The organism is Polyangiaceae bacterium, from assembly GCA_015075635.1.
GTDB lineage: Bacteria > Myxococcota_A > Polyangia > Polyangiales > Polyangiaceae > JADJKB01.
Genome location: JABTUA010000003.1, coordinates 535,400 through 559,757, shown reverse-complemented (window position 1 = coordinate 559,757; position 24,358 = coordinate 535,400). Strand labels below are relative to the sequence as shown.

Genomic DNA, 24,358 nt, shown 5'->3' with positions numbered 1-24,358 from the left:
GTGACCAGGCTCTGGGCGACGCTGTGCGGGGTGTTCGGCCTGGCCGCGTGCGGCAACCCGTTCACGGGCGGCGGCGGCGCGCTCGAGGCGAAAGCGCCGGAAGCACCCGGCGGGCAGGCCAAGTGCAAGGTCGCCGCGAGCTCGGAGAACCCGCTGGTCACCGAGTGGCCCGCGTCCGAGAAGGCCAACCTCGAGGCGCGCCTGCGCGAGGGCGGCGTGGTCGTCAGCTACTCCGGCTGCGAGATGAAGCTCCTGCCGCAGTGCCGCGTGCGCGGCGCTTACGGCTGGCGGCGGACCACGACCACGACCGACGTCGTCGAGATCCACGACGCCGACGAGCTCTACGCGAAGCTGCCGCTGGGCGCCGTCTCGCTCGAAGGCGAGCTGGAGCGCAGCGGGCGTCTCGCGGTCCAGACCACGATCGCCGGGCAGCTCGAGCTCCGCGGTTGGGACAAGCACGTCGCCGACGACGCAACCTGCACCGGCGCGAGCCACATCGTCGGCGCGCTGAGCATCGGGGCGTTCAAGCTCCGCGCGGGCGGGAGCGTGAGCGCGAAGGGCGGAGTCGGCGTCACCGGTGTGGGAACGACCGGGGCAGGCAGCCAGAGCTCGGAGTCCGTGCTGCGCGAGGCGGGCACGCCCGACACCTGCAAGGAGTCCACCGACGAGTCCGCCCACGCTGAGTGCCGCTCGCCGATTCAGGTGTTCCTCTGGCCGCTGCCGAAGGAGCTGGCGGATCGGGGGCCCGCGGGCTCGGTCAAGGTGAACTTCTTGTCGGGCAATCCCGAGCACCAGTACGACGTGAACATCAACGACCGGAAGCTCTGCGCCACACCTTGTTCGCGCTGGGTCGATCCCGCCGTACCCTTCACCTTCGTGCACGAGAAGGCCTGGTACGAGCGCAACGAGCGCATCGAAATGCCCGACCTGCGCGAGCACCAGAGCAAGGGCGACAAGCTCGACGCGCGGGCCTACCCCACCAAGTCGGGCAAGCTCGCCGGCGGCATCGTGATGACGACCTTCGGCGGGATCGGGATCCTGACGGGCGCCGCGCTGATCTCGGTCGGAGCGTCGAAGGACGACGGCGGGGGCATGCTCACCGCCGGACTGATCACGCTCCCCGTGGGCATCGGCCTGACCGTGCCGGGGATCCTCCTGATCGTGAATAGCGGGTCGCGCGTCGAGATCGAGCCCACCAATCCCAACGCGCCGCCCAAAATGCCAGTCGAGGCGCGCGCATTCGACGTCGGCGTCGGCGGCGTCTTCTAGCGGTGACGTCCACCGGCTCGCCGTATCGCTCCAGGCAGGGCCCAAGCCGGGGGCGCGCCGGCTCGCGTTTCACCACTTCCGCATCACGCTCGCGGTGATGGCGGTGCTCACCGCGCTGGCGCTCGCGGCGAGCTTCACCACCAGTCCGCGCCAGATCCGAGTCCACTGCGAGCCGGTCGCCGGCCCGGCGCTCAGCTGCGACTCGACGGAGCGTTCCTTCTGGGGCGGCGGGGAACGGCTCAGGGAGCGCGTGCCGTCCGAGCCGCAGCTCTTGCCCTGGGCCCTCGGAGCTCGGCCCCTCGGCTTCGAGAGCCTCGACGTGACCATCGAGTACGGGCTGGGCCGCAACCGCTCCAGCGCCCGCGTGGCGGCCCGCTTCGCGCAAGGGCCACGGGTCGCGCTCACGGACTGGAGGCCGAGCGGCGACAGCCTGGCCGAAGGGCTGTCCGTGTTCGCGCGCACGCTGCGCGAAGGCCAGCCGGCGACGCTCGACTACCGCTCTGGCTGGGGCGGCTTGACGGCGAGTCTTCCGCTCGCCTTCGCGGCGCTCGCGCTGTTCTGGGTGTTCACCGGCCGCACACGCATCGTCTTCCATCTGGACACGGGCGCCGTGGAGACCACGACCCGGTCCCAGTGGCTCCTCCCCGCCAAACGCCGCAGCTTCGCGCGAGACGAAATCGTCGAGGCCTTCGCCGCGCAGCGGATCGGGCGCAACGATCAGAAGATCCACCTGCCGGCGCTGCGCCTGAAGAACGGCGAGCTCTTCCTGTTCGGCAAGCTGGGCTCGGCCACCCCGGTCAGAGCGGAGTTCCTCGCGAAGCAGATCAACCGCCTGCTCGAGACCGAGGAGAGCACGCACTGATCAGTACGACTCGTCCTGCTCGATGCGCGAGAGCACCCAGTCGAAGTCGCCGCTCGTGACCTTGACGCGGCAGTGTTTGCAGTGGCCGGTCATCGCGATCTCCAGCGGTGCGCCGCAGCTCGGACAGCTCGGGTCGGTGCGCGGCGCTCCGCGCTGCCCGGCGCCGCGGATCAGGGTCCAGTACTCGCTGTAACGTCGCTCCTGGTCGCGGCTCCCGCCGACCACAGTGCCTTCGCCGTCCAGCGTGAAGTCGTAGCCGGTGGCGAACACGCGGACCGTCACCGAGTCGTACACGGCGTCGCCGGTCACGCGGGCCATCTGCACCGAGAGGATGCGGGCGCCCTCGGTGTAGTTCCGGAGCCGTTGTCGTTGGTAGGCGTCGATCCAGTAGGCGAAGCTCTGGTAGACGCCGTCGCTGACGAATGGGCGCGCCAGAGCCAGATCCTGCCCGTTCCAGCTCTCCTGAAGGCGCTTGAAGGTCAGGTCGAGGCGCGCCAGAAAGGCGGGCCAGGTGACCGCTGGATCGCGCCGGCAGAGCGCCTCCCACCGGCCCTTCGCTGCCGGATCCACCACGGTCGGGAGCTCGGTCCCCATCTCGGGTGCGTGACCGCCGAGCCCTGGTGGCCGGGCCTGGCGCGTCACGTTGCGGATCTCGCGCACCTCCCAGTCGAAGTCGCCGCCCGCGACCGTCTTCTTGCAGTAGGAGCACTCCCGCCCGCGCAGCGCCTCGAGCGGGGCCCCGCAGCTCGGGCACTCGAAGACGCGCGTCTTGTCCTTGGGCTTCGAGCGGACGCCCTTCCTGCGGGCCAGGAGCCAGCGATCGACCGAGTACCAGCGCTGCTCGGCCCCCTCCGAGTAGTTGGACTCGATCTCCACTTGCACGCGGATGCTGTCGCCGTCTCGCAGCCCTTCGATGGCCACGTAGCGCATCGCCCCGACGACGATACCGCTCACTTCTTGGCGCGTGCCGAGCTCGGCCAACGCCTGGTGCGCGTCGCCCGAGATCCACGGGCCGAGCTCGGCGAGCGTGCCGCGGCCCCGATGCACGTGGGCCTCCGCGAAGAGCGCGACCACGAAGTCCTCGAAGAGCACCACGGAGAAATTGGGATCGTGCTCGGAGATCCCCTCGATGGCGGCGCGCATCTCGCTCTGGCGCTTGCCCTTGATCCGGCTCTGCTCGAGCTGGGCGCCCGCCTCTTCCATGCGCTCGCGCAGCTTCTCGGCGCCGGCGTCCCAGCGTCGCGGCTCGGCGCTGGTCCAGTCCCGCGCCTGACCCGAGCCTTCGCGGTTCCGCACGAAGAACACGTAGGCGCCGATTAGGAAGATGACGGCTACTCCGAGCGGCGGGTTCTCGAACAAGAGCACGATCAGGCCGCCGAGGTCCCCGCCGCCGGAGCTCCCCGACGAGCCCGAGCCGCTCGACGACCACCCGCTCGACGAGCCCGACCGCGAGCTCCCGCTGCTGCTGCTGCTGCTCGAGGACGAGCTGCCGCTGTAGGTCTGGCCGCCCCCTGGTCGAGCGAGCAGCGGAAACGCCACGAGCGCGAACGTGAGGCCGAGGAGCAAGGCCGCGACCAGGCGCCTGCCTCGGCCGCTCATGACACGCTCACCGTGTCCGGTAGCTCGTTCTCGTCGTCGTCGGCCCGCGGCAGCGCCTGGGCCAGAGGCTCGGCCAGCCCGTCCAGGGCCGCGATCAGTCGCGCGAGATCGGGAGACTCGGAGAGCACGCGCTCCACTTTCGCGAGCGCCTCGCCCAGCTGCTCGAGCTCGATGCCGACGTCGGGGATGACCACGACCTTGCGCTCGAACATCGACACGAAGACGAGCAGCCCGGTGCGCTCCCGGGTGCGACTGACACCCAGCTCGACGAACGCGGCGCGGGCGGCCGTGGTGACGTTGCTCTCGAGCCGCTCTCTGGACGCGAGCAGCCGACGCACGGGCGGGATCCACGCCGAGAGCGCCATGCCCAGCGCGAACAGCAGGGGAAACTCCAGCGCGAAGACCTCGATGCGGATCGGCGCAGGGTGGAACAGGAACACCAGCAGACCGGCGAACGAGAGGACGAAGCCCAGGATGGAGTCCGCGTCGGCGTACCGGCCGGAGCTGGCTCGGACCGCGACCATCACCTCGGCCGCGCTCTTGGCTTCGATGCGCTCGATGGCTCTGGCCACCTCCCGCTCGGCGTCCTTCTCGTAGAAAGCGCGGACCGACATCTCGCGCGCTACTCTCGCGCGAACTCCTGACAAACGCCAGCCGACCCTAGGCGCCCCCCGGCGCCAGCGCGAGCAGCACTCGGTCCTTCGGCCGCACGTGGAAGAGCAAGCTGCGCAGCGGTGCCTCCGCCATGATGCTCTCCCAGGTGCGCCGGCGCGGGCGCTTCATCTGATCCGCCAGGGCGTCCGGGAAGCCGGTCAGCGGATCGGTGTCCTCGATCAGGATGGCGTGTTGGTGGATCAGGCCGTCGGCCTTCTTGCCCTGGATCGCCACGACGTCACCAGGGCGGAAGCGGTCGGCGTTGTCGCTCAAGAAGCGGAAGAAGCGCGTGCGCTCGCCGAAGGGAATGCGCTCCTCCGGCTTCATCCGCCGGTGCTCGAACAGCTCCGGGTTGTCCTCGGCGAACTTCTCGAACGCCAGCACCGCGCGCCGGTTCTTGATGCCGAATTCGTCGAAGTCGAGCCCGCCTCGCTTGCGCCCGAGCTCCGACCCCCGGGGAACGTACCAGGTGCCGGAAGCCCGCTCGAAGCTGTCGAGCACGAAGTCCACGCACATCTGCGGCGGGAGCGGCCGGCCCTTGCCGTCGAAGACCGGGTAACTCTGCTCCTCGTGGCTGAAGAAGGGCTGACCGCGCAGGTACGCCCAGCGCCACCCCGGCCGGAGCTGGCCGTCGCGCTCGGCGGTCTTCTCGTCCTTCGGGCGATCGAAGGGCACGGCCTCGGCCACCTGCTCGTCCACGGCCGAGCGCAGTCGCGCCAGCGCGGACCGCCGCCGAGCGTCAGCCTCACGGAAGCTGGCCACCCGCGCGCGCTCCTCGCGCGAAGCGTCGAGGCAGGCGATGGACAGCTCGGCACCGCTGGAGGCGAGCGCGACTCTCACCCAGCTCGAACCGAAGCGCAGCTCGGCCACGAGACCCTTCTCCGTGCGGCGCTCGATGCGCGCGCGATCGAAGCCAGTCTCGTGCGCCAGCGCCCGCAGGTCGCGGTGCAACGGAGCGCCGAGCGCTGCTCGGCTGGTCGCGACGCGGTCGCCGAGCAACAACTCCGCCGGGCGCCCGTCGGCGTAGTGGTAGCTCGGGAAGCGCCCGCTCTTCTTCGCGAGCTCGAACACGCGCTCGCCCCGCTGGAGCACGATGGCGGGCTCGTCGAACAGCGCCGGCAGGTCGAGCAGCGTCACCAGCGCGAGCGCCTCCTGCGGGTCGTTCGCGTAGACGTAGCCTTCGCGCAGGACCAGCTCGCGGAGCGTCGCGCGGTCGCCGCGATGCCGAGTGAGCAGGCCCTTCACGCTGGAGAAGCCGGGCTTGTCCGCGAGCACGCGCGCCCGTGGGTCCTCGCTGCGCCGTGGCTCTCTCAGCCAGACCAGCGGCTCGCCGCGGGCGCGTCCGAAGATCTCGGCTCGTCTCTCGTCCAGCTCCGGCGTCCCGGGGAGCGCCGGCTCTGCCCCGAGCTCGCGGATGCGGGCGCGGCAGCCGTCGAGCTCCGCGTCGCTGGGTGGCTCGAGCGCAGCAGGTGTCGAGCTCGGGGGCGTGGGCGGCGGCGGCTCTCTTCCGCAACCGGCGACGACCGGGAGCACCAGGGCCATGAAGACGCCGAACCGCATCTCGCCCATGGTAACGCCGGCAAAGCGCGTGGCATTCACTTCCTTCTCCGCATCGAAGAACCGCGCTAGCTTGGGGTGGAGGGCTCGGATGGCAAACGTGACTGCTCGTGGTGTGCTCGTTGTCGGAGCGCTGGCGCTCGGGGTCGCCGGAGTCTCTGCGTGCGGGGATGACGACGGCGGCGGGGGCGGCTCCGGCGGAGGCGCTGCCGCCAGCGGCGGGGGCTCGGGAGGAGCAGCCGGCGCAGCGGGAGCGGCCGGCGCTGCCGGCGGCGGGGGAAGCGCCGGGCAGACCTGCGGCAACGGAAAGCTCGAGGGCACCGAGGAGTGCGATGACGGCAACTTCGTCGGCGCGGACGGCTGCGAGAACACCTGCGACTTCACCTGCGAGGCGGCCAGCGACTGCGACGACGGTGATCCGTGCACCGGCACCGAGTCGTGCGGCGCCGACCACGACTGCGCGCCGGGCACACCCCTCGCCGAGGGCACGGACTGCGGCAACGGGCAAGTGTGCGTCAACGGTAACTGCGTGTCGCCCCAGTGCGGCGACGGCCAGAAGCAGAGCGGCGAGGAGTGCGACGACGGCAACGCGGTCAGCGGCGACGGCTGCGACTTCTGCAAGTTCTCGTGCCTGTCCACTGACGCCACGCGGGACTGCACGAAGACCGGCGATGCCTGCGCGGGCACGGACAAATGCGACGACGCCAAGCACACCTGTACGGCAGGGACCAAGCTCGGCGAAGGCGCCTCCTGTGACTCCGGTGCCGGCAAGTGCCTGAGCAGCGTCTGCACGCTGCTCACTTGTGGCAACTCGCAGCTCGATGCTGGCGAGGACTGCGACCCGCCGACGTCCGGCAGCTGCAGCCCTCAGTGCAAGAAGATCGTCACGCCGGTCTGCGGCAACGGGACCATCGAGCCGCCGGAGCACTGCGACGACGGCAACACGGAGAATCTGGACGGCTGCGACTCGAAGTGTGCGTACGAGACCATCCTGCGCATGATCGACCTCGACATCCGGGGTGGCGCGGCGCCCAGCTTCTGCAGCGTGACCAAGAACCAGCTCGGCAACGTGGCGCTCACGCCCACGGCGCTGAATTCCCTGAACACCGACCTGCAGAAGGGCATCGACGCGGGAACGACCAACCTGATGGTGCAGCTGCTCGGCCTGGAAGAGCTGACCGGCACCGCCGACTCCGCGCTCGAAGTGGGCGTGCTGTCCGGCAGCCTGGACCCGGCGAAGACCGGCTGGCCCACCGACGCCTCGAACCCCATCGACTGGTGGTTCAAGGTGGAGGGCACCAGCGTGGACGCGGCGGGCCTGCCCACCGGCAAGATCGGCGGCGGCGCCATCACCGCGAAGGTGCTGACCGCGGGCCCGAGTCAGATCGATCTCGCCCTGACCCTCGGCGGCAGCGCGGCGGTGCTCGGCATGCGCGACGCCAAGCTCCGCGGCGCAGCCAGCGGGACCCCCGACGTGCCCGCCCCGCCGCCGGCGTCGCTCGGCGCAGGCCTGACGGTCTTCAAGGAGCTCGTCGCCAACCAAGGCAACCAGGGCCTGTGCGGCAACGTCACCGTGGACTCGCTGGCGAAGATCCCGATCCCGGAGGTGCTCACCGCCGGCGTCGCCGCCTGCCAGGACTGCCCGGGTTCGAAGAAGTACACCTTCTGCGGCAAGGACCAGCCCGTGAGCGAGAGCTGCAATTCGCTGCTCGACGCGCTGGTCGGCGGCTGCAAGGGCCTGGCCTGCGCGCTCTCCGCCATCAACCCGACCCAGCCCGACGTGGCCAAACCTGGCGGCTCGCTCACGAAGCTGGCGAACCAAGGCGCGCTGAACAAGATCCCCAGCGCCGACGTGACCGGCAACCAGGACGCCTACTCGTCGTTCCTGTCGTTCCGCGCTCGCCGCGCGCACGTCACCGGAAAGAAGTGACCAGCACCCAGAGCCCGAGCGCGATCAATCCGGCGCCGAGCACGCGCACGAGCTTCGCGAGCAACGCTCGCTCGAAGCGCTCGCGATAGCGCGCCGCCAGCGCCGCCACGGCGGCGAACCACAGCACCACGCCGGCGAAGCTGCCCGCGGCCAACCACGGCACGCGCTGCGGGTCCGCCGCCAGCCAGCCGTTCGAGTAGGTGATCGCCGCGACGACGCTCCAGGTGGCGAGAAAGGCCGGGTTCGTACCGACCAGGAGAAAGCCCGTCGCGAAGCCGGCGCCAGCGCGTTCGCTCTCGCCTCCCTCCGCCGCCTTCTTCTTCCGGAGCAGCAGCGCGCCGAGCGCCACGAGCAGCGCCGCGCCTGCCAACCGGAGCCCCAGCTCGAGCTCCGCGTGCCGGGCCAGGAGCCCTGCGAAACCCCAGAACGCCAGCGCCACGTACAGGCTCTCGGCGAGGGCGCCGCCAGCGGCCAGGGCGAGCGCACGCCGCGGCTTGCCCTCGAGCCCGCTGGCGATCACCAGGAAGAGCAGGGGGCCAGCAGCGGGGATCGAGCCGACGAAGCCCAAGCCCACTCCCAGCGCGAAGGCGACGAGCCCCATCGGTCGAGCCAGCGTATCATCGCCGCCTTCTACGGATTGAACGGCTGAACGTTCGCGGTCACACTCGTGCCGGTGATCGCGCAAAGGTCGGGGATCTCGGTGTTGCTCCTTGCCGTGCCCCTGGCCCTGGGGTGTGGTCACGACGAGCGCCTCACGCCGCCGGACGGCGCCGCCACGGTCGGCTTCGACGAGCAAGCCACGTCGGAGCTTCGAGCCGTGGGCGTGGACAAGTACTTCGGGCAGTTCGAGCCGCAGAAGGTGCAGAGCTACGACAACGTGGACGTGTACACCTTCGCGCCGCGCGACGACGGACCCACCTGCCTGTACGGCTCGCCGTTCCGAGTCTCGGTGCGCGACATGGGCTCGAAGGACACGATCATCTACCTGCAAGGCGGCGGCGCGTGTTGGAGCGCGCTCTGCGCGGCCAACGAGGACGCGAGCATGGGCGTCCAGCCCATTGGTTGGACCGACGAGAGCGCGGAGCGGAACCCGCCGCTCGCGGGCTTCAACGTCGTGTTCGTCGCCTACTGCGACGGCTCCGTCTTCAGCGGGGACAACGTCATCACGGGAAAGGACGGCAAGGTCGAGCGGCGGCACCGCGGGCTCGCCAACCTGTCGGCTGCACTGGACATCGCGAAGAAACGCTTCCCGTCACCGCGCCAGCTGGTGCTGTCCGGCTCCAGCGCCGGCGGCTACGGCACCATCCTGGGGACCGCGGTGGTGCGTTTGGCGTATCCCGACACTCCGCTCCTGGTGCTGAACGACGCCGGGCCCGGCGTGACGAACCCCGCCGACGACTCCTTGATGAAGGGAGCCACGGAGGAGTGGAAGGCGATGCAGTTCGTGCCCGCTTCCTGCGAGGGCTGCATCGCGAGCGGACAGTTCACCGGCGTGGTCAAGTGGGGTCTGGACCACGACCCGAGCTTGCGCGTCTCGACCTTCTGCGCCCGCGAGGACTTCGTCATCTCCAACGTCTTCTTGAAGATGACCGGCGCGGAGTTCGAGAAGGTGCTGCTCGAAGAGACCGGCAAGGTCCACGACGCGCACCCCGATCGCTTCAAGCGCTACTTCTGGCAAGGGGCGGCGCACACCGCCATCCTGGCTGGCTACTACGACCTCGAGATCGACGGCACCAAGCTGATCGACTTCGTTCAGGCCGCGCTGGACCAGAAGCCGGAGTGGCGCGACCTGATCGAGTAGCTCACTCGGTGGCGACGCTCACTACGCCGCCCTCGACGGGTCGGTCGAGGGCCCGGCGCGCGCCGTGACGCGCCGCCTCCATGGCGCGCACGCCCTCGTGCAGGTGGAACGGACCGGAGCGAGGCAACCCCTCGAGCACCAGCGCGACCAGCCCCGGGCGCTTCGGAGGAACGAGGCTCCTGTCGCGCTTGCTCCGCCAAGGCGAGCGCGAGGCCAGGTGGTGGTGCAGGACACGCCCTCCGCTCGGCACCCCTTCGAGGCCCGGGCGATCGAGGATGCCGCCGTCCAGGAGCGGGCGCCCCTGATGCCAGGTCGGCTGAAACAGCACGGGGAGCGTGCAGCTCGCCTGAATCGCAGGTGCGAGCTCGCCCTCCCGCAGCACCCGCGTCGAACGCGACAGCACGTCGAACACCGAGAGCAGCGCCGGGACCCGGCACGCTGCGAAGTCGTTCACGGGGAGCAGCTCCTCGATGCGCGCGCGAAAGCGCCGGCCGCGCAACAGGCCGAGCCCTGGCGCCGGGTCCCAGAAGTCCTCCCGCCGCAAGCGCCCGAGCTCCGCGTCGAGGCGCGCGGAGTCGAGCCCCGCGGCCCAGAGCCCCGCGACCAGCGCGCCGGCGCTCGAGCCGCTGACTCGCTCCGGCAGAAGCCCGGCTTCCTCCAGCGCCGACAGCATGCCGGTGTGGGCGAAGAACCCGAAGAAGCCGCTCGACATCGCGAGGGTGAACGGCTCTTCGGCGAGCCAGGAGCGCAGAGTCGGCGGCATCGGTCGGGTCGCCATTTCTAGCATGGACCGTCCCTTGCGCCGCGAGCCGAAGGGCCCTAGCAAGAGCCAGATGAGCAAGTGGAAGCAGATCTTGTTCGCCTCCTCGCCGCGCAACCTCGACGTCGCTCTCCTGCTCTTGCGCGTAGGCTTCGGACTGTCGATGGCGCTGGCCCACGGCCTCGGCAAGGCGCGCGACATCCCGGGCTTCAGCGCCAAGATCGCGGCCCGCGTCCCGCTGCCCGAGCTGCTCGGACCAGCGGCGGCGCTCAGCGAGTTTCTAGGAGGCCTCCTGGTGGCGCTCGGCCTGTTCACCCGGCCCGCCGCCGCCTTCGTGCTGATCACGATGGGCGTCGCGGCCTTCCACATCCACGCCGCCGACCCGTTCTCCAAGAAGGAGCTCGCGCTGGCCCACGGTCTGGTCGCCCTCGCCATCGCCATCGCTGGCCCGGGGCGCTTCAGCCTGGACGCGCGGCTGTTCGGGCGCTCAGCCCGGCTTCCCGTCGACGCGGGGTGAGCTCAAGATCGGCGCGTAGACCCACAGAAACGCCACGAACGCGAGGGCGAACAACACGCCGGCGGTGGTCATCGAGTGCCGGTACGCCGTGCTCCCGCCCAGCGGACCGAACACGCGCACCAGCGCCGACACCACCACCGCACCGAAGGCCACGCCTACCAGCGGCCTGACCGCGAGCAAACGTCCGGTGTGCCCGAGCGACACGCGGGCCATCATGCCCAGGGTCAGGCAGCCGATCGCGCCGGCGGTCAGCGCGTGCAGCGCGGCGCTGGCGCTGATGGCCGGAGTGAGCAGCATGGACCCTCGCAGGACCAGGCCGAGCGCGACGAAAGCGTGCCCGGCGTGCAGGATCCACAGCAGCGGATCGCGCCAGGTGTGGCGCGTGCCCCAGGTCGTGCTCCGTGACAAGACGAGGAGCCCGGCGACCACGGCCAGACCCGCCACGAGCCGCTCGTCGAGCGCCGCGAGATCCGCGATGGCCGTCGCCAGCACGGCGGTGGAAGCACCGAGGTCGAGCCGCGGCAAGTTGCGGATGGTCTTCTGGCCGGTGGCGTTCCGGGTGAACATCGGCACGATGCGCCCGGTCATCACCACGATCATCAGGATGACGGCGTAGGTGGCGAGCCATGCGCCCTTGCGCACGAAGCCCGGCGCGACGCCGAGCGCGTCCAGGTGCATGCCGAGGTTCGCCACGAACAGGAGCGCGAGCATGCCGACGAACTGGTAGTTGCGCTTGTTCTGCGTGGCGAGCATGGGTCGGGCGCACACCACGGCGAGCGCCGGCAGGAACGCCAGGTCCACCAGCGCGACCGCGGGTCTCGGCAAGTGGTCGGCGAACAGCACGACGACGCGGCCGGCGACCCAGAGCCCGGCGAGCGCCCCGAGCAGCCCGCCGACCGCGGTCTCCTTCGAGGTCCAGTTGCCGACGGCGGTGAGCAGGAAGCCGGCGATCACCGCGACGGCGAAGCCGAAGAGCATCTCGTGCGCGTGCCAGAAGGTGCCGCCGAAGTAAGCCCCGGGGTTCATCTTCCCGTTCAGGGCCAAGAGCCAGAGCGGCATCGCGAGCGCTGCGTATGCCGCGGCCAGCAAGAAGAACGGGCGGAAGCCTTTGCGGAGCAGCGCCGGCGCGACCTCGGTCGTCGAGGTCGGTCCGGACTGCAGGAGAGAACGTTGCACCACGGGGCAGGACTTAGTGCCGGCACCCCATCGAGCCAAGCCCCAACATGACGACGCTCAGGCTTCAGCTTCGCGCCCGACGACCGAGGGCGATCCAGAGCGGGATCCCGAGCGCCGGCAGCGCCACCAGGTCGGTCGCGTCCCGCGCGAGGGCCACGCGCCAGAGCCCCGGCAGCTCCAGGCCGCTGGCGAGCGCGCGCGCCGCCCCGAACGGCCACTGCAAGAGCCCGAGCCCTACGCGATAGGTCTCGGCTCCGAGCACGCTGGTCTTGACCCAGGCGAAGACCGCGCCGGTGAGCAGCACCGCGCCTAGCACGACGGCGCGCCGCCGGGCCCGCGCCCCGAGCCCTAGCTCGAGCAGCGAGAGGAGAAAGAGCGGGAAGAACACCAGCCCCGCGAAGTCCGAGAGCTTGCCGGTGATCAGGCCGGGATACGCGCGCTTGAGCACGTGGTCGTTCAGCACCAATGTCCCGATGGCAACCAGCGCGACCGGGTGCAGCAGCGTCGCGCCGGGAGCGACGGGGCGAGGCAGCGCCACGCTGCTCAATCCTCCACCACCTTCACGTAGCTGTCCTTCGGCGGTCCGTCTCCGCTGCCGGACATCGACGCCGTGAAACGCCAGTCGAAGAACACCCTCTCCTGCGGTGCGCCTTCTTCCAGGCGCACGGTCACGGTGTAGCCTTGCTCGCAGGGCTTGGTCTCGCACTCCTGGTGCTGACCCAGGGAGATGACCGTGTCGCGGCGGCGTCCGGGCCCGACCAGCTTGGCTTCGTCCGCGCGGTACACGCCCTCTTGAACCGGGCTACCGTCGTCCTTGGCAATGCTCACGCGCACCATCGCGGCGGGGTTCAGATCCCACTTCAGCGTGCCGGAGACGCGCACGGTGTGCTCGTCGCTGCTCTCGACGCTGAAATGACGCACGGACTCGGGCGCGCTCGCGCCGAGCTCGTCGTGCAGGCCCGAGACCTCGTCGTCCACGTCCCAGGTGGGCTGCGAGGTGGCGATGGACGCGAGCGCCGCCGCGACGACGCCCAGGTAGCCGAGTACGCGTTGGGATCGCATTCAGAGCGCCAGTCTGAGCCGAGTCCGGCCGTCCGTCGACGTCTCCGCCAGCCCGGGCAGCGGCAAGTGCTGGTTCTTCGCGTAGACCGGGTGCTTGCCGTGCTCTCTGAACCACTCCGCCACGCTGGCGGTCCGGTACATCTTCTCGACGATCTGCCGCCAGCCCACGCCGGTGTTGTAGGCGCAGAACGAGATCTCTCCAAGCTGCGTGCCGTAGGGGATGATGCACATCTCCGTGCGCCGGAAGTCGTAGTTGAAGAGGTCCTGGAAGTGCATGCCGGCGACGAACAGGAAGCGCCACTCGAACCGCCGCGCGTCGCCCTCGCTCGCGCCGATGCGTCCGCCGCTCGCGCCCATCTGGCTCAGCACCTGACGGACCAGGGTGCCGAGGTCGAAACCCTCCGGCGCCTTGTCCGCCCGGAAGTTGCGCAAGAGCGTCAAGCCGACCTCCGCCAGCGTGCGCTTCTTGCCCAGCCCGGCGTCGGCGATCGCCGTGAGGTCGCGCAAGACCTGGGGCAGATCGAGCAGCTCGGCGACCGGCACCATCTGCTTGGTGCGCTTGTTGACCAGGAGCACGGTGCCGATGCCGCAGTTCGGGTGGCAGCCGCATTTCAGCGAGCCGAACTCCGCGTCGGCGCCGAGCGTGAGATCGACCACGTCGCTGAAGGGGTTCATCGCCGAGAGCGGGAACCAGTCCCGCATCGGCTCGGTGGCGCCGAGCTGCTCGTGCAGGTCGCGGGCCAGGTGGCTCAGCGTGTAGCGCTGCGCTCTCCGCGTCGCGTCGTCCACGTCCTCGTCTCGCCCTGTGAAGCTCACCGGCTGGAACGAAACCACCGTGACCTTGTCGGCGTTGTCGATGGCGAAGCGCACGATGCGCCCGACCTCGGCGTCGTTCACGCCTTTCACCACGGTCACCACCAGCACCACGTCGATGCCCGCGGCGGCCAGGTTCTCGATGGCGCGGAGCTTCACGTCGTAGAGGTTCCCCACCTTGCGGTGCGCGTTCCGTTCGTTGCCGATGCCGTCGAACTGTAGGTAAGCCAGCCGCAGTCCCGCGGCCTTCGCCTGCCGGCAAAACTCGGGATCTTGCGCGAAGCGGATGCCGTTGGTCGCGCACTGCACGCAGAAGTAGCCGACGTCCCGCGCGTAGCGGACGGAGTCGAGGAAGGCGGGGTGGAGCGTGGGCTCGCCGCCGGAGAACTGCACGCTCATCTGGCGCTTCGGCTTCACGCCGAGCGCATCGTCCAGGATGCGCTTCACGTCGTCGAGCGACAGCTCGTGGACGTAGCCGACCTGGTTCGCGTCCATGAAGCACGGCTCGCACATCATGTTGCAGCGATTGGTCAGATCGACGGTGAGCACCGCCCCGCGGCCGTATTTCACGCTGGAGCTGCCGTGGTCCCTGAGGCTGGTCTTGGGCGCCAGGTAGTCGCGCCCGGGGAACAGGCTCTCGATGCGCGCGAGGAACTCGGCGTCGATGCTGATCACCTCGTCGAAGCGGCCGTGCTTCGGACACTCCTTGTGCATCCAGACCTCGCCGTCCCGCTCGACCAGCTCGGCGGGGATCTCGCCGGGGTGGTGGTGCAGAAGGTCCACGGGCTTCGTGCCGGCCAGCACCGCCTGCCGCACCTCCTTGACGCAGGTCGGACACAAGGAGTCGGTGCGGCGCGGGAAGCCGAGCTCGGGAAACGAGCGATCTTTGCCGCGGATCAGCGGCGCCGGTGCCCAACCGGGCTGCTTCGGCGCGCCCGCGCTGCGCGCGTTGTAGGCCTCTACCCATGGCCAGAGCGCGTTCGCCAGAGAGGTGGCCAAGGTCGTCGCGCGAAGTCGGGCAGTCGGGCTGAGCATTGGGGCGCGGGAGGATAGCAGAGGACGCCCGATTCCAAGCTACAGTCCCCGAGCCATGCTGGAACGGCCGCTCTGCATCGTGGGCGACGTGCACCTCGCCGAGGCGGCTCGCGAGCCGGTCGGCTCGGCGCTCGCGGCGCTCGTGGCGGACCATCCGGAGCACGAGCTGGTGCTGAACGGCGACACCTTCGATCTCTCCACAGACCCGCCGTCGCGAGCTCCGGAAGAGAGCGTGGTGAGCATCTTGACGTCCCACCCGAAGGTGCACGACGCGCTCTCGGCGCACGTCGCCCGAGGCGCGCCGCTGACGCTGGTGGCGGGCAACCACGACGCCGCCATCGCGCGGCCGGCGGTGATCGAAGCCCTCCGGGCCAGGCTCGGCGTGGGTCTCGGGGTCGTGCCCTGGCTCTTGCGACGGGGCTCGGTGCACGTCGAGCACGGGCACCTCTACGACCCGGACAACGCGCCCACGCATCCGCTCTCGCCCTGGAGCTTCGAGACCGAGCCGCTCGGCGTCGCGCTCACGCGCCGCTTCGTGGCGCCGAGCGGCGCCTGGGAGTTCTCCCACGGCGACGAGACGACCCCGCTCGACGGGTTGCTCCGGACCTTCCGCGTGTACGGCCTGCGCGCGCCGCTCACCGTGATCCGCTATTACGCCACGGCGGCGGCGCTGACGGTCGCGGCGGGACGCCAGCCCGGCGTCGCCGAGGAACGCGCGGCGGGGGCGAAGGCGGTGTCGGCCCTGGCGCGCGAGCTCTCGCTCGACGCGGACGCGCTGCGAGCGCTCGCGCTCGCTTCGACAAACGCCACGCACCACCGGCGCGGCGCCACCTTCCAGAGGCTGTACCTCGACCGCTCTCTGGCCACGGTGTGCCTCGCGGGCTCGCTCGCTGCGGCGCTCCTGGGCTCGCCGGCAGGCGCCGGCATGGCCGCGCTCGCGGCGAGCTACCTGGGTTTCTCGATCTCGCGCGGAACGAACCGCTACGGCGGGATGCTCGAGCAGCGCCTCGCCGACGCAGCAGCGCGCATCCGCGAGCTGACGCAAGCGACGCTCGTGGTGCTGGGCCACTCGCACCGCACGCTGTCCCAAGCGGGCCACCTGAACCCCGGCTCGTTCGGCTTTCCCGACGGCGGCGCGCGGCGCTTCGTGCTGGTGGAGCGGGACGGGAGCGCCCGGCTGGGAGAGCTCTGAAGAGCGACCTCGAAATCACCCCACAACTGGTGCGTGCCCCGTCCCGATGGAGGCCCATGCGGCGTTCCTTCCGCGCACTTGCCTCGACCGCCCTGACCACGTTGGCACTGGCGCTGGCCTCGCCGCCGGCTCGGGCCGGTGGAGCTGACCTAACGCGCATCTCCCTGCCCACCGGCCCGGCCTCCATCGAGGGACTCGGCAAGAGCTTCTCAGCCACCCTTTCGTCGGGCACCGCCAGCTACGTCATCGACATTCCCGTCCCGCCGGCCGCCGGAGGATTCGGTCCGAAGCTCGCCCTCGTGTACGACGGCGGAAGCGGCGTCGGCGAGTTGGGCATGGGCTGGCAGCTGGGTGGATTGGTGACCCTCCGGCGCCGGACCGACGACGGCCTGCCCCAGTTCGGAGGAAGCGACCTCTTTCAGCTCGACGGACTGGGTGCGCCTTGCGAGCTGGTGCAGGTCTCGCCCGGCGTGTTTCGTCCGCTGGAGGAGCGTGGCGCGTTCGCTCGCGTGACGCGCGGCGCATCCGGCGACACCTGGGAAGTGCGGGACAAGTCGGGAGTCACCTACCGCCTCGGCGGTACAGGCTGGTTCGAAGCGGAAGGAAGCAAGGTCGCGGCCTATCTCCTGCGCGAGCAGGTCGACCTGCACGGTCACCTCATTGCGTACGAGTGGGATGCGAGCTCAGGGCACGGGCTGCTGAAGAAAATCGTCTGGAACGACTTCGGCCCAGAGGTCCGAAACTCGATCGAGCTCTCGTACGAGGCACGACCTGATCCGGTGGTACGCCACTCCGCGGGGATCCGACAGGTCATCGAACAACGCCTGGCAAGCGTGGTCGTCCGCCACGGGGCGCTCCAGGTCCGCCGCTACGCGCTGACTTATGCCAGCATCGACGCGCACTCCGTATTGCAGGGCGTGGCGGCCACTGGCAGCGACGACGCGACCGCCATGCCGCCCGTTGCTTTCGAGTACACCGAAGCCAGCTACGCAGCCGACGGTCAGGTCGTCAGCATGACCACGCCGCCCGGCCACGGTCTGACCAATCCGGACGCGGAGCTGGCCGACCTCAACGGCGACGGTTTGCCGGACCTATTGCTGGCCAAAGCCGGTGCCTATCGCAGCTACGTGAACCACGACGGCAAGGCGTGGCTACCCGGCGAGGACTGGCAGACGTCCGACAGCCCGTCGGCGTCCCTGAGCTCGCCGGGCACACAGATGGCGGACGTCGATGGAGACGGCGCGCTCGATCTCGTGCTCAAGAGCGGGCTCGCCGACTTCCGCTTCTTCCCCGGGAAGTCGGCGACCAGCTTCGGCGCGAAGGTCCAAATCCCCACGGTGCCCAACATAGACTTCGACCACCCCGACGTTCAGCTCGCCGACCTGGACGGAGATCGTCGCGCCGACGCGGTGATCTCCGGCACCAGCGGCTGGGCCGTGGCCTACAACTTGGGCGGAAACGACTTCGCTGCGCCTGCCAAGCTGGGCGTGATCGATCCCAAACAGGTCCTTCACTTCGCGGACGGTCACACCTCCCTCTGCGACGTGAACGGGGACCGCGTGCAGGACGTTTGCTACCTGCTTTCTGGCTCACTCGCTTTCTGGCTGGGACGCGGACGGGGCACCTTCGAGCCCGCGGCCTCTGGCAGCGGGGTACCCCCGTTCGACCCGTCGAGCCCATGGGAGCTGCGGGACTTGAACGGTGACGGCTGGGTCGATCTGGTGCACGTGGGCGCGAATCAGGTGCGCTTCGTGTTGGCCTCGGCGCCAGGCAAGTTCGGCGCCGAGCGGTCCATCGGCGGCGTCCCGCCCAAGCTCCCGAGCACGGTGGTGCGCTTCGCCGACATGAACGCGTCGGGCACCACGGACATCCTGTGGATCGACGTCACCGGGTCGCCGGACGTGGCCTGGCGCTATCTCGAGCTCTTTCCGAGCGGACGCAGCGGACTTTTGCGCAAGATCGACAACGGCCTCGGCGGCACCACGACCATCACGTACGGAACCGCAGCAGCAGACGCCGCCGCCGCTCGCGCGGCAGGCAAGCCGTGGGACACACGCATCAATATCGCGCTGCCCGTGGTGAAGGCCATCAAGTTCGACAGCGGGCTCTCGGACCCGTCCGAGACGACGCACTATGTCTACCACGACGGCTCGTACGACGTGGTAGGGCGGACCTTCGCCGGCTTCGGTGGCGGCGAGGAGATCAACGACGGGGACTCGAGCACACCCACGTTGATCACCCGCAGCCGCTTCGACACCGGCCTCTTGCACCGGGTGCTGCGTGGCGCGGTCCTCAGCGTCGAGACGCGCGACGCACAAGGGAAGATCTTCTCGAAGGTCGACAACCAGCATCAGGTCGTGACCGTGGCCAAGAGCCTCGACGGCCGACCCATCGAGTACGCCTATCGGTCGAGCGAGTCGAAACAGTTCATCGAGGGAACTGACCTCACGGCTGCTCGCCACACGCTCACCGAGTGGGAGCAGGACGGCTGGGGCAACGTGACCGTCCAGCGCGAGTTCGGCGAGGTCGTCGGCGGCGACCTCTTGGCGGGCGGCGACGAACGCATCACGCTCACCACCTACGCGCAAGACACGGTCGATTGGGTGCTGGGACGCCCCGCCACCCGCGAAGTCCAGAACGCCGCGGGCAAGCGCCTGTCGCTCACCCGGACCCGCTACGACGGCCCGTCCTTCGTGGGTCTTCCGCTGGGGAAGGTGACGCGCGGCGATGTCACGCGGGTCGAGCAATGGGTCGGCCCCGGGCCGGAGCAGTTCGTGCCGCAGACCGAGAACGCCTACGACACCGACGGCAACGTGACGGAGAGCCGGGACGCCGCGGGTGGCGCCCGCCGGTTCGCGTGGGATCCGGCCGACCATACCTCGCTCGTCGGCGAGACAATCGTTCTCGGTAACCGCGAATTGGTCGCCACCACCAAGGTGCACCGCGCGTTCGGCAAGCCGCTCAGCGTGACCGGATTCGACGGGCAGACGACCGTGTTCGCCTACGACGCGCTCGGGCGGCTCACGGCCATCGCTCGGCCTGGCGACAGCCTCGACGCGCCGACCTTGGCGTACGAGTACGTGCTCGGCGCACCGTTGTCGCGCATCGTCACGCGCTCGCGCATTTGGAACGGCAAGGACGACGTCGAGATCCACGAGAGCCTCCTCGACGCGCGAGGCAGAAGCCGCGGCCGGATGCTGCGGGACGACTCGGAGCGATGGGTGCTGGACGGGGTCAAGCTGCTCGACGCGCGCGGCAACGCGCGGCGCGACGTGCTGCCCCGCTTCGTGGGCCAGGCCGAGCACGACTTGCCGCCGTTACTGGACGAAGCCCCTGGGACCGATCAGCAGCGCGACGCCACCGGGCGCGTCACCGAGCGCCGACTGCCGAGCGGAATCAGCAGCCGGATCGTCTACGTGCCCTTCGGCACACAGACCTGGGACGGCGCGGCCAACGATACCGCGTCGCCCTACGAGCACACTCCTGCGTTGGAGATGAGGGACGGGCTGGGGCGGCTCGCGTCCATCTCCCACACGCTCGAAGGCAAGGTGCTGAGCGAGACCTACGAGTACGACGCGGCGGACAACCTCTTGTCGAAGACCGATCCCGAGGGTCACGTTTCCCGCTTTGCCTACGACGGTCGCGGGCTCAGGATCGTCATCGACGACCCGGACGCGGGCAAGCACACGCTGGCCTACGACGACGCCGGGAACCTGGTCGAGCACCACCGCCCGGACGGGAGCGTCGGTCGCGACGACTACGACGTCCTGGGGCGCAAGCTGAGCGAGGACTGGGACGGGGATGGCGAGCCCGAGGTGGAGTTCTCGTACGACGAGCACCCGGACTACCCGAACGACTCGGGCGCGCGCGGCCGGCTCGTGAGCACGCGGGACCCGAGCGGCACCACGACGCGAAGCTACGACCAGCGCGGCAACGTGGTGCGCCTGCTCCAGGTCGTCGAAGGAAAGAGCTTCGAGACCGAGACTCGCTACGACGCGCAGGATCGGCTCTACCTCCAGGGCTACCCGGACGGCTCCTCGCTGCGTCTCCACCGCAACGGGCGCGGGCGGGTGTCGGGCTACGGGCGAGCGGTGGAGATCGCGCTCGACGCAGACGGCCAGGAAACGCAACGCACCTTCAACACCGGCGTGGTCCAGCTGTTCGGATACGACGCCGATCGCCTGCCTCGCGCCAGTCGAGTCAAAGCGCCCGACGGCAGCGTCTTGCAGGACCTGGAGTGGGCGCGGGACGCCGCGGGCAACGTGCTCCAGGTGAAGGACAAACGTGCCGACGTCGGCCCCGCCGCCGATCGCAGCGAGACCTACGTCTACGACAACCTCTACCGGCTGCGCAGCGCGTCGGGAAGCTGGGGCGAGACCTCCTGGAGCTACTCTCCGAGCGGAAACCTGGTCCACAAGAAGAGCACGCTCCCGGCCGAGAACGCGGGCGAGCTCGGGTACGGCAATGCAGCCGGCCCCCACGCCATGACCTCGTACGGGGGTCGGACCCTGAGCTACGACCTGGTGGGCCGGCTCACCGACGACGGCATGCGCAAGTACCAGTGGGACGCGTCCAGCAATCTGATCGCCGTCGAGACGGAGCAAGCGTCGGTGCAGAGCACGTTCGGCCCGAATCACGAACGTCGGGTGAAGATCGAGCGCGACGCGGAAGGCCGCGAGCACCGTACCTACTTTCTCTCGCCCTGGAGCGAAGTGCGCGACGGCGAACTGGTGCGCTTCATCGTGCACGAGGGTGAGCGCATCGCGCGGCTCGACGCCAGCACGGGGCAGCCCAAGGGGTTCGGCCCGATACCCGAGAACAATCAGCCTCTTTCTCCCTGGCCGTTCGCGCTGATCGTGCTCGTGCCGCTGTTCGACCTCCTGCGAAGGGCGCGCCGCCTGTCGAGAGTGCCCGCGCTGGCGGCAGTGGCGCTCTTCGGCTGCAGCGGAGACGACTCTGGGAGCCGCGCCGCACCGTCGGAGGGAACCGTGCTCACGCTGGGCGTGGACGACACGCTGCTCTTCAACGACGGCCTGGGGTCACTCACCGAGGTGGTGCGCGCGACAGGCGAGCGGTTGGCGAGCGTGGCCGTGTACCCCTACGGTCGCACCCGCTACGACGATGCGAACGAAACCCACAAGTACACCGGCGTGCCGCGCGACAGCAGCGTCGAGGTCGATCACATGCAGGCGCGCTGGTACGTCCCCGAGCTGGGAGTCTGGACCAGCGTCGACCCACTCAACTGGCTGGACCCGACGAGGAAGGCGGGGTTGTCGTTCGCCGCCGGCAACCCGTACGCGTACGCCGGTGGCCAGCCCACCAGCGCGACGGACCGGAACGGCGAGTGCCCGTGGTGCTTGATCATCCTGGCCACCGCGGCGTCCGGATTCGCCGCAAACTCTGAATACGACCGGCAGGTCAAGACCGGTGAGTCGAACGTGTACAAGGTCGTCGCCGCCAGCGTGATCGCGGGGGAGGCCACGGTGCTCGGGGCGCGTCTACCGACGCCCAGCACGGGAGCGCTCGGGAGCGAGATGTTCTGGGGCGGGGCGCGAGCGGCCGCTGCCGGCATGGCGGGGCAGGGCATGACCAGCTACTACACGGGGAGCAAGCTCGACCCGAGCTACGTGGGAAAGACCGCTGCCTTCGATTTCTTTGGCGGCGCTCTCGGCGGCATGATGGCGAAGGCGGGAAGTGACGCCGTGCTCTTCGGCATGCAGGAGGAGAAGCTCGCCATCGACCTGGCGACGCCGATGCTCGAGCAACCGCTCGCCATGGTGAAGGCGATCGCGCTGCCCGAGCCCGCGCAGCCGGGTAAGAAAGGCACGAGCTCGACCCCGAGGCCCCGATCAGCCTCGCCCGCGCCGGGCCCCGGGCAATCGCTCTGGGGCGTGCAAATGTTCACGACCTCGGTTTCGAAGGGCGTTCAGGGCGACTTCAGCACCAGCGAGTTTCAAGACAACCTGGTCAAGGAAGTACAGAGCCAGGCTTCGTACCGCTGAGCTCAGGGAAACGTCCCCTTGCTGCGGGCGAACCCTCTCGGGTTGCCCAGAATCGTCGGCAGGACGGAGGCGAAGGTGAGGCACACCGTCGTCACCTTCGTCGAGTGGCTTCCTGTCAGCGCGTCTTGCAGGCGGTCGATCTGGGCGCCGGGGAACACGCCAGCCACCGCCGCGGCGATGGGCCAGGTCACCATCGGCACGAGGGCCACGACGAGAACGGTCATCAGTCCCCAGCGGCCCACTCGGCCGACTGGACCCCAGCTCTCTCTCAACTCGTCGGGCGCGTCCTCGTTCAGCCACCGCAACCAGAGGAACAGGAACTGAAGGCCGTACCCCGCCCCCATCAGCACCAGCACCAAGGTGTCCAGGTCCACGAGGCCAGGGTAGCTCGTCCGCTGCGCCTCGTCAGCACGCGCGGACTTTCTTCGCAACTGGATGCGCCCGCGTGCCGACCAGCCAAAAGAACCCACCCTGGGAGGTCCACTGATGCGTGCTCTTCTGTTGCACGGAGCCGTTCGAGCTCTGCCATTCGTCGCCTTGGGTCTGAGCGTTGCTTGCAGCTCGAACGACCCGTCTTCCACACCAAAAACCTGCGGCGGCAGCGGGTGCATGCAGCCGGAGGCCCGGACGGACGCCGGAGTGAGCGGCGAGGCCGGCAGCTCTGCGCCCGACGCGGCGAGTTGCATTCCCGCGGGCACGGATCTTCCGGACGACGACTTCACGGACCAGAACTGCGACGGCATCGACGGCGACGCGAAGAACGCCATCTTCGTTGCTCCCTCGGGCAATGACGCCGCTGGCGGCACGCGCGAGAGCCCGGTGAAGACGCTGAAGAACGCCATCTCACTGGCGACCGCGACTGGCAAAGACGTGTACGCCTGCAACGGAACCTACGAGGAGGCCGTGCTCGTCAGCGCGCCGGTGCGCTTGTACGGGGGCTTCGACTGCGAAGACGGCTGGACGCGCACCAAGGAGCGCGCGGTGATCGCGCCCGGTACGGGCAGACCGCTGACGATCCAGAACGTAGCGAGCGCCGTCGTCGATCGGTTCGAGCTGCGCGCGCCCGACGGAGGCTCGCCGGGCGAGTCCTCCATCGCCGCTGCGGTCCGCGGCTCGCAGGGCGTGCGCTTCAACCGGGTCGTCTTCGACGCCGGGCAAGGTGGAAACGGCGCTTCAGGCCAAGGCGCCGTGGCGATCACCACCTCGGCTCCAGCGGGCGCCGACGGCGCGGCCGTCAGCGTGACCAAGTGCTCGCCGACGGCGACGGGGCAGTGCGTGGCCATCGCCAGCGGCGGCAAGAGCTACGCGACTCATACGTGCGGGAGCGTTGCGACGCGCGGCGGCGCGGGCGGACACGGCGGCAACGTGAAGTCGAGCACCTCGCCCGGCGATGGCCTCGACGGACTCGGCAGCGCGCCTGGCGGGAAGTTCCCCTTCGCAGGGTTGCCCGGAAAGCCCGGAAAGCCGGGTGATCCGGGCCAGCCGGGCGCTCAGCTCGGCTCGATCGAAGGCGGTGATTACGTCGCCTCGAACAGCGGCGCATCGGGCGTACCCGGAGAACCCGGCCAGGCCGGCGGCGGCGGCGCGGGTGGCGGCAGCGCCTGGGGATGCGGTTCGTTCTGTCACGACGTGGGTTCCGGCGGAGGCCAAGGCGGGTACGGCGGCTGCGGCGGCGCGGCGGGCGGCGGCGGCGCGGGCGGCGGCGCTTCCATCGCGCTGCTGATGAGCGACAGCGACGTGACCATCTCGTGGTGCATCTTGCGCACCGCCGGCGGCGGCACGGGTGGCGCGCCCGGCGCGGGCGCGGCAGGCCAGGCCGGCGGCGCAGCAGGGCAGCCCGGCGCACACGTGAACAGCTCCTACCGAGGGCAACCCGGAGGCGCAGGTGGGCCGGGCGGTGAAGGAGGCGCAGGTGGGCCCGGCGGCGGCGGCCCGTCCATCGGCGTGCTTGTCGCGGGCAGCGTCCCCAAGACCGAGGCGGTGACGTTCGACCTCGGCCCGGGCGGCGCAGGCGGAAATGGCGTGGCGGGGCAGAGCGGCGCAAGCGGCAAGAACGCCGACGTCGTGCAGCTCACCCCTTGAGCAACGTTCCAGCGGAGAAGAACCATGATGACTCGTATCCGGTCTTT

The 24,358-nt window shown here is 69.9% G+C and carries 18 protein-coding genes; 8 read left to right on the top strand and 10 right to left on the bottom strand.

Going from position 1 to position 24,358, the window contains the following annotated elements; translation table 11 throughout:
* A complete protein-coding gene (locus tag HS104_33145) occupies positions 1-1,269 on the top strand; it encodes a hypothetical protein (protein ID MBE7484800.1) in 1,269 nt (422 codons plus the stop codon).
* A gap of 97 nt (positions 1,270-1,366) precedes the next feature.
* Positions 1,367-2,131, top strand: a complete 765-nt coding sequence (locus HS104_33140; GenBank protein ID MBE7484799.1) for a hypothetical protein — start codon at positions 1,367-1,369, stop codon at positions 2,129-2,131.
* Here the strand turns inward: HS104_33140 and HS104_33135 are convergent, their stop codons facing one another.
* The 3 genes from HS104_33135 to HS104_33125 are packed head-to-tail and all read right to left on the bottom strand — an operon-like array spanning position 2,132 to position 5,944.
* The gene (locus HS104_33135) at positions 2,132-3,730 is read right to left on the bottom strand and encodes a TIM44-like domain-containing protein (GenBank protein ID MBE7484798.1); all 1,599 of its coding nucleotides are present in this window, start codon (positions 3,728-3,730) and stop codon (positions 2,132-2,134) included.
* A complete protein-coding gene (locus HS104_33130; protein ID MBE7484797.1) occupies positions 3,727-4,344 on the bottom strand; it encodes a hypothetical protein in 618 nt (205 codons plus the stop codon). Before HS104_33130 ends, HS104_33135 begins: the two co-directional genes overlap by 4 nt.
* Positions 4,345-4,390: 46 nt before the next feature.
* Complete coding sequence (locus HS104_33125) at positions 4,391-5,944, bottom strand: hypothetical protein (GenBank protein ID MBE7484796.1); 1,554 nt, start codon at positions 5,942-5,944, stop codon at positions 4,391-4,393.
* A 97-nt stretch (positions 5,945-6,041) separates the two neighbouring features.
* Here HS104_33125 and HS104_33120 point away from each other — a divergent pair, with 97 nt between their 5' ends.
* Positions 6,042-7,871 carry a DUF4215 domain-containing protein gene (locus tag HS104_33120; protein MBE7484795.1) on the top strand — a complete coding sequence of 610 codons (1,830 nt, stop codon included), beginning with the start codon at positions 6,042-6,044 and terminating at the stop codon, positions 7,869-7,871.
* Here the strand turns inward: HS104_33120 and HS104_33115 are convergent.
* Positions 7,855-8,472, bottom strand: a complete 618-nt coding sequence (locus HS104_33115) for a LysE family transporter (GenBank protein MBE7484794.1) — start codon at positions 8,470-8,472, stop codon at positions 7,855-7,857. The two genes, HS104_33120 and HS104_33115, sit on opposite strands and share 17 nt — an antisense overlap.
* Positions 8,473-8,571: 99 nt before the next feature.
* On the opposite strand from HS104_33115, the gene HS104_33110 reads away from it, so the two are divergent.
* Positions 8,572-9,672, top strand: coding sequence for a hypothetical protein (locus HS104_33110; protein ID MBE7484793.1), 1,101 nt, complete (start codon positions 8,572-8,574; stop codon positions 9,670-9,672).
* Between the two features lies 1 nt (position 9,673).
* Here the strand turns inward: HS104_33110 and HS104_33105 are convergent, their stop codons facing one another.
* On the bottom strand, positions 9,674-10,435 hold the full coding sequence (locus HS104_33105; GenBank protein MBE7484792.1) for a patatin-like phospholipase family protein: 762 nt from the start codon (positions 10,433-10,435) through the stop codon (positions 9,674-9,676).
* Between the two features lie 70 nt (positions 10,436-10,505).
* Between HS104_33105 and HS104_33100 the strand changes: the two genes are divergently transcribed.
* Positions 10,506-10,949, top strand: coding sequence for a DoxX family protein (locus HS104_33100; protein ID MBE7484791.1), 444 nt, complete (start codon positions 10,506-10,508; stop codon positions 10,947-10,949).
* On the opposite strand, the gene HS104_33095 is transcribed toward HS104_33100, so the two are convergent.
* The 4 genes from HS104_33095 to HS104_33080 all read right to left on the bottom strand — a co-directional run bounded on the left by HS104_33095 (position 10,920) and on the right by HS104_33080 (position 15,035).
* Complete coding sequence (locus HS104_33095) at positions 10,920-12,068, bottom strand: NnrS family protein (GenBank protein MBE7484790.1); 1,149 nt, start codon at positions 12,066-12,068, stop codon at positions 10,920-10,922. The genes HS104_33100 and HS104_33095 overlap by 30 nt on opposite strands.
* A gap of 121 nt (positions 12,069-12,189) precedes the next feature.
* Entirely contained in the window at positions 12,190-12,663 is a 474-nt protein-coding gene (locus HS104_33090; GenBank protein MBE7484789.1) for a hypothetical protein, read from the bottom strand.
* Between the two features lie 5 nt (positions 12,664-12,668).
* A complete protein-coding gene (locus tag HS104_33085) occupies positions 12,669-13,187 on the bottom strand; it encodes a hypothetical protein (GenBank protein MBE7484788.1) in 519 nt (172 codons plus the stop codon).
* Positions 13,188-15,035, bottom strand: coding sequence for a radical SAM protein (locus HS104_33080; GenBank protein ID MBE7484787.1), 1,848 nt, complete (start codon positions 15,033-15,035; stop codon positions 13,188-13,190).
* Between the two features lie 55 nt (positions 15,036-15,090).
* Between HS104_33080 and HS104_33075 the strand changes: the two genes are divergently transcribed.
* Both HS104_33075 and HS104_33070 read left to right on the top strand, forming a co-directional pair.
* Positions 15,091-16,227 carry a metallophosphoesterase gene (locus HS104_33075; GenBank protein ID MBE7484786.1) on the top strand — a complete coding sequence of 379 codons (1,137 nt, stop codon included), beginning with the start codon at positions 15,091-15,093 and terminating at the stop codon, positions 16,225-16,227.
* 56 nt (positions 16,228-16,283) lie between these two features.
* Complete coding sequence (locus tag HS104_33070; protein MBE7484785.1) at positions 16,284-22,229, top strand: VCBS repeat-containing protein; 5,946 nt, start codon at positions 16,284-16,286, stop codon at positions 22,227-22,229.
* 2 nt (positions 22,230-22,231) lie between these two features.
* Here HS104_33070 and HS104_33065 read toward each other — a convergent pair whose 3' ends face one another.
* Complete coding sequence (locus tag HS104_33065; protein ID MBE7484784.1) at positions 22,232-22,603, bottom strand: hypothetical protein; 372 nt, start codon at positions 22,601-22,603, stop codon at positions 22,232-22,234.
* A gap of 163 nt (positions 22,604-22,766) precedes the next feature.
* Between HS104_33065 and HS104_33060 the strand changes: the two genes are divergently transcribed.
* Positions 22,767-24,311, top strand: coding sequence for a DUF1565 domain-containing protein (locus HS104_33060; GenBank protein MBE7484783.1), 1,545 nt, complete (start codon positions 22,767-22,769; stop codon positions 24,309-24,311).
* The last annotated feature ends 47 nt before the right edge of the window (positions 24,312-24,358 follow it).

Bases quoted from the DNA above. Each gene is read 5' to 3' on its own strand.
- HS104_33140 (MBE7484799.1), top strand. From the start codon at position 1,367: ATGGCGGTGCTCACCGCGCTGGCGCTCGCGGCGAGCTTCACCACCAGT.
- HS104_33135 (MBE7484798.1), bottom strand. From the start codon at position 3,730: ATGAGCGGCCGAGGCAGGCGCCTGGTCGCGGCCTTGCTCCTCGGCCTC.
- HS104_33130 (MBE7484797.1), bottom strand. From the start codon at position 4,344: ATGTCGGTCCGCGCTTTCTACGAGAAGGACGCCGAGCGGGAGGTGGCC.
- HS104_33125 (MBE7484796.1), bottom strand. From the start codon at position 5,944: ATGCGGTTCGGCGTCTTCATGGCCCTGGTGCTCCCGGTCGTCGCCGGT.
- HS104_33115 (MBE7484794.1), bottom strand. From the start codon at position 8,472: ATGGGGCTCGTCGCCTTCGCGCTGGGAGTGGGCTTGGGCTTCGTCGGC.
- HS104_33105 (MBE7484792.1), bottom strand. From the start codon at position 10,435: ATGCCGCCGACTCTGCGCTCCTGGCTCGCCGAAGAGCCGTTCACCCTC.
- HS104_33100 (MBE7484791.1), top strand. From the start codon at position 10,506: ATGAGCAAGTGGAAGCAGATCTTGTTCGCCTCCTCGCCGCGCAACCTC.
- HS104_33085 (MBE7484788.1), bottom strand. From the start codon at position 13,187: ATGCGATCCCAACGCGTACTCGGCTACCTGGGCGTCGTCGCGGCGGCG.
- HS104_33080 (MBE7484787.1), bottom strand. From the start codon at position 15,035: ATGCTCAGCCCGACTGCCCGACTTCGCGCGACGACCTTGGCCACCTCT.
- HS104_33075 (MBE7484786.1), top strand. From the start codon at position 15,091: ATGCTGGAACGGCCGCTCTGCATCGTGGGCGACGTGCACCTCGCCGAG.
- HS104_33070 (MBE7484785.1), top strand. From the start codon at position 16,284: ATGCGGCGTTCCTTCCGCGCACTTGCCTCGACCGCCCTGACCACGTTG.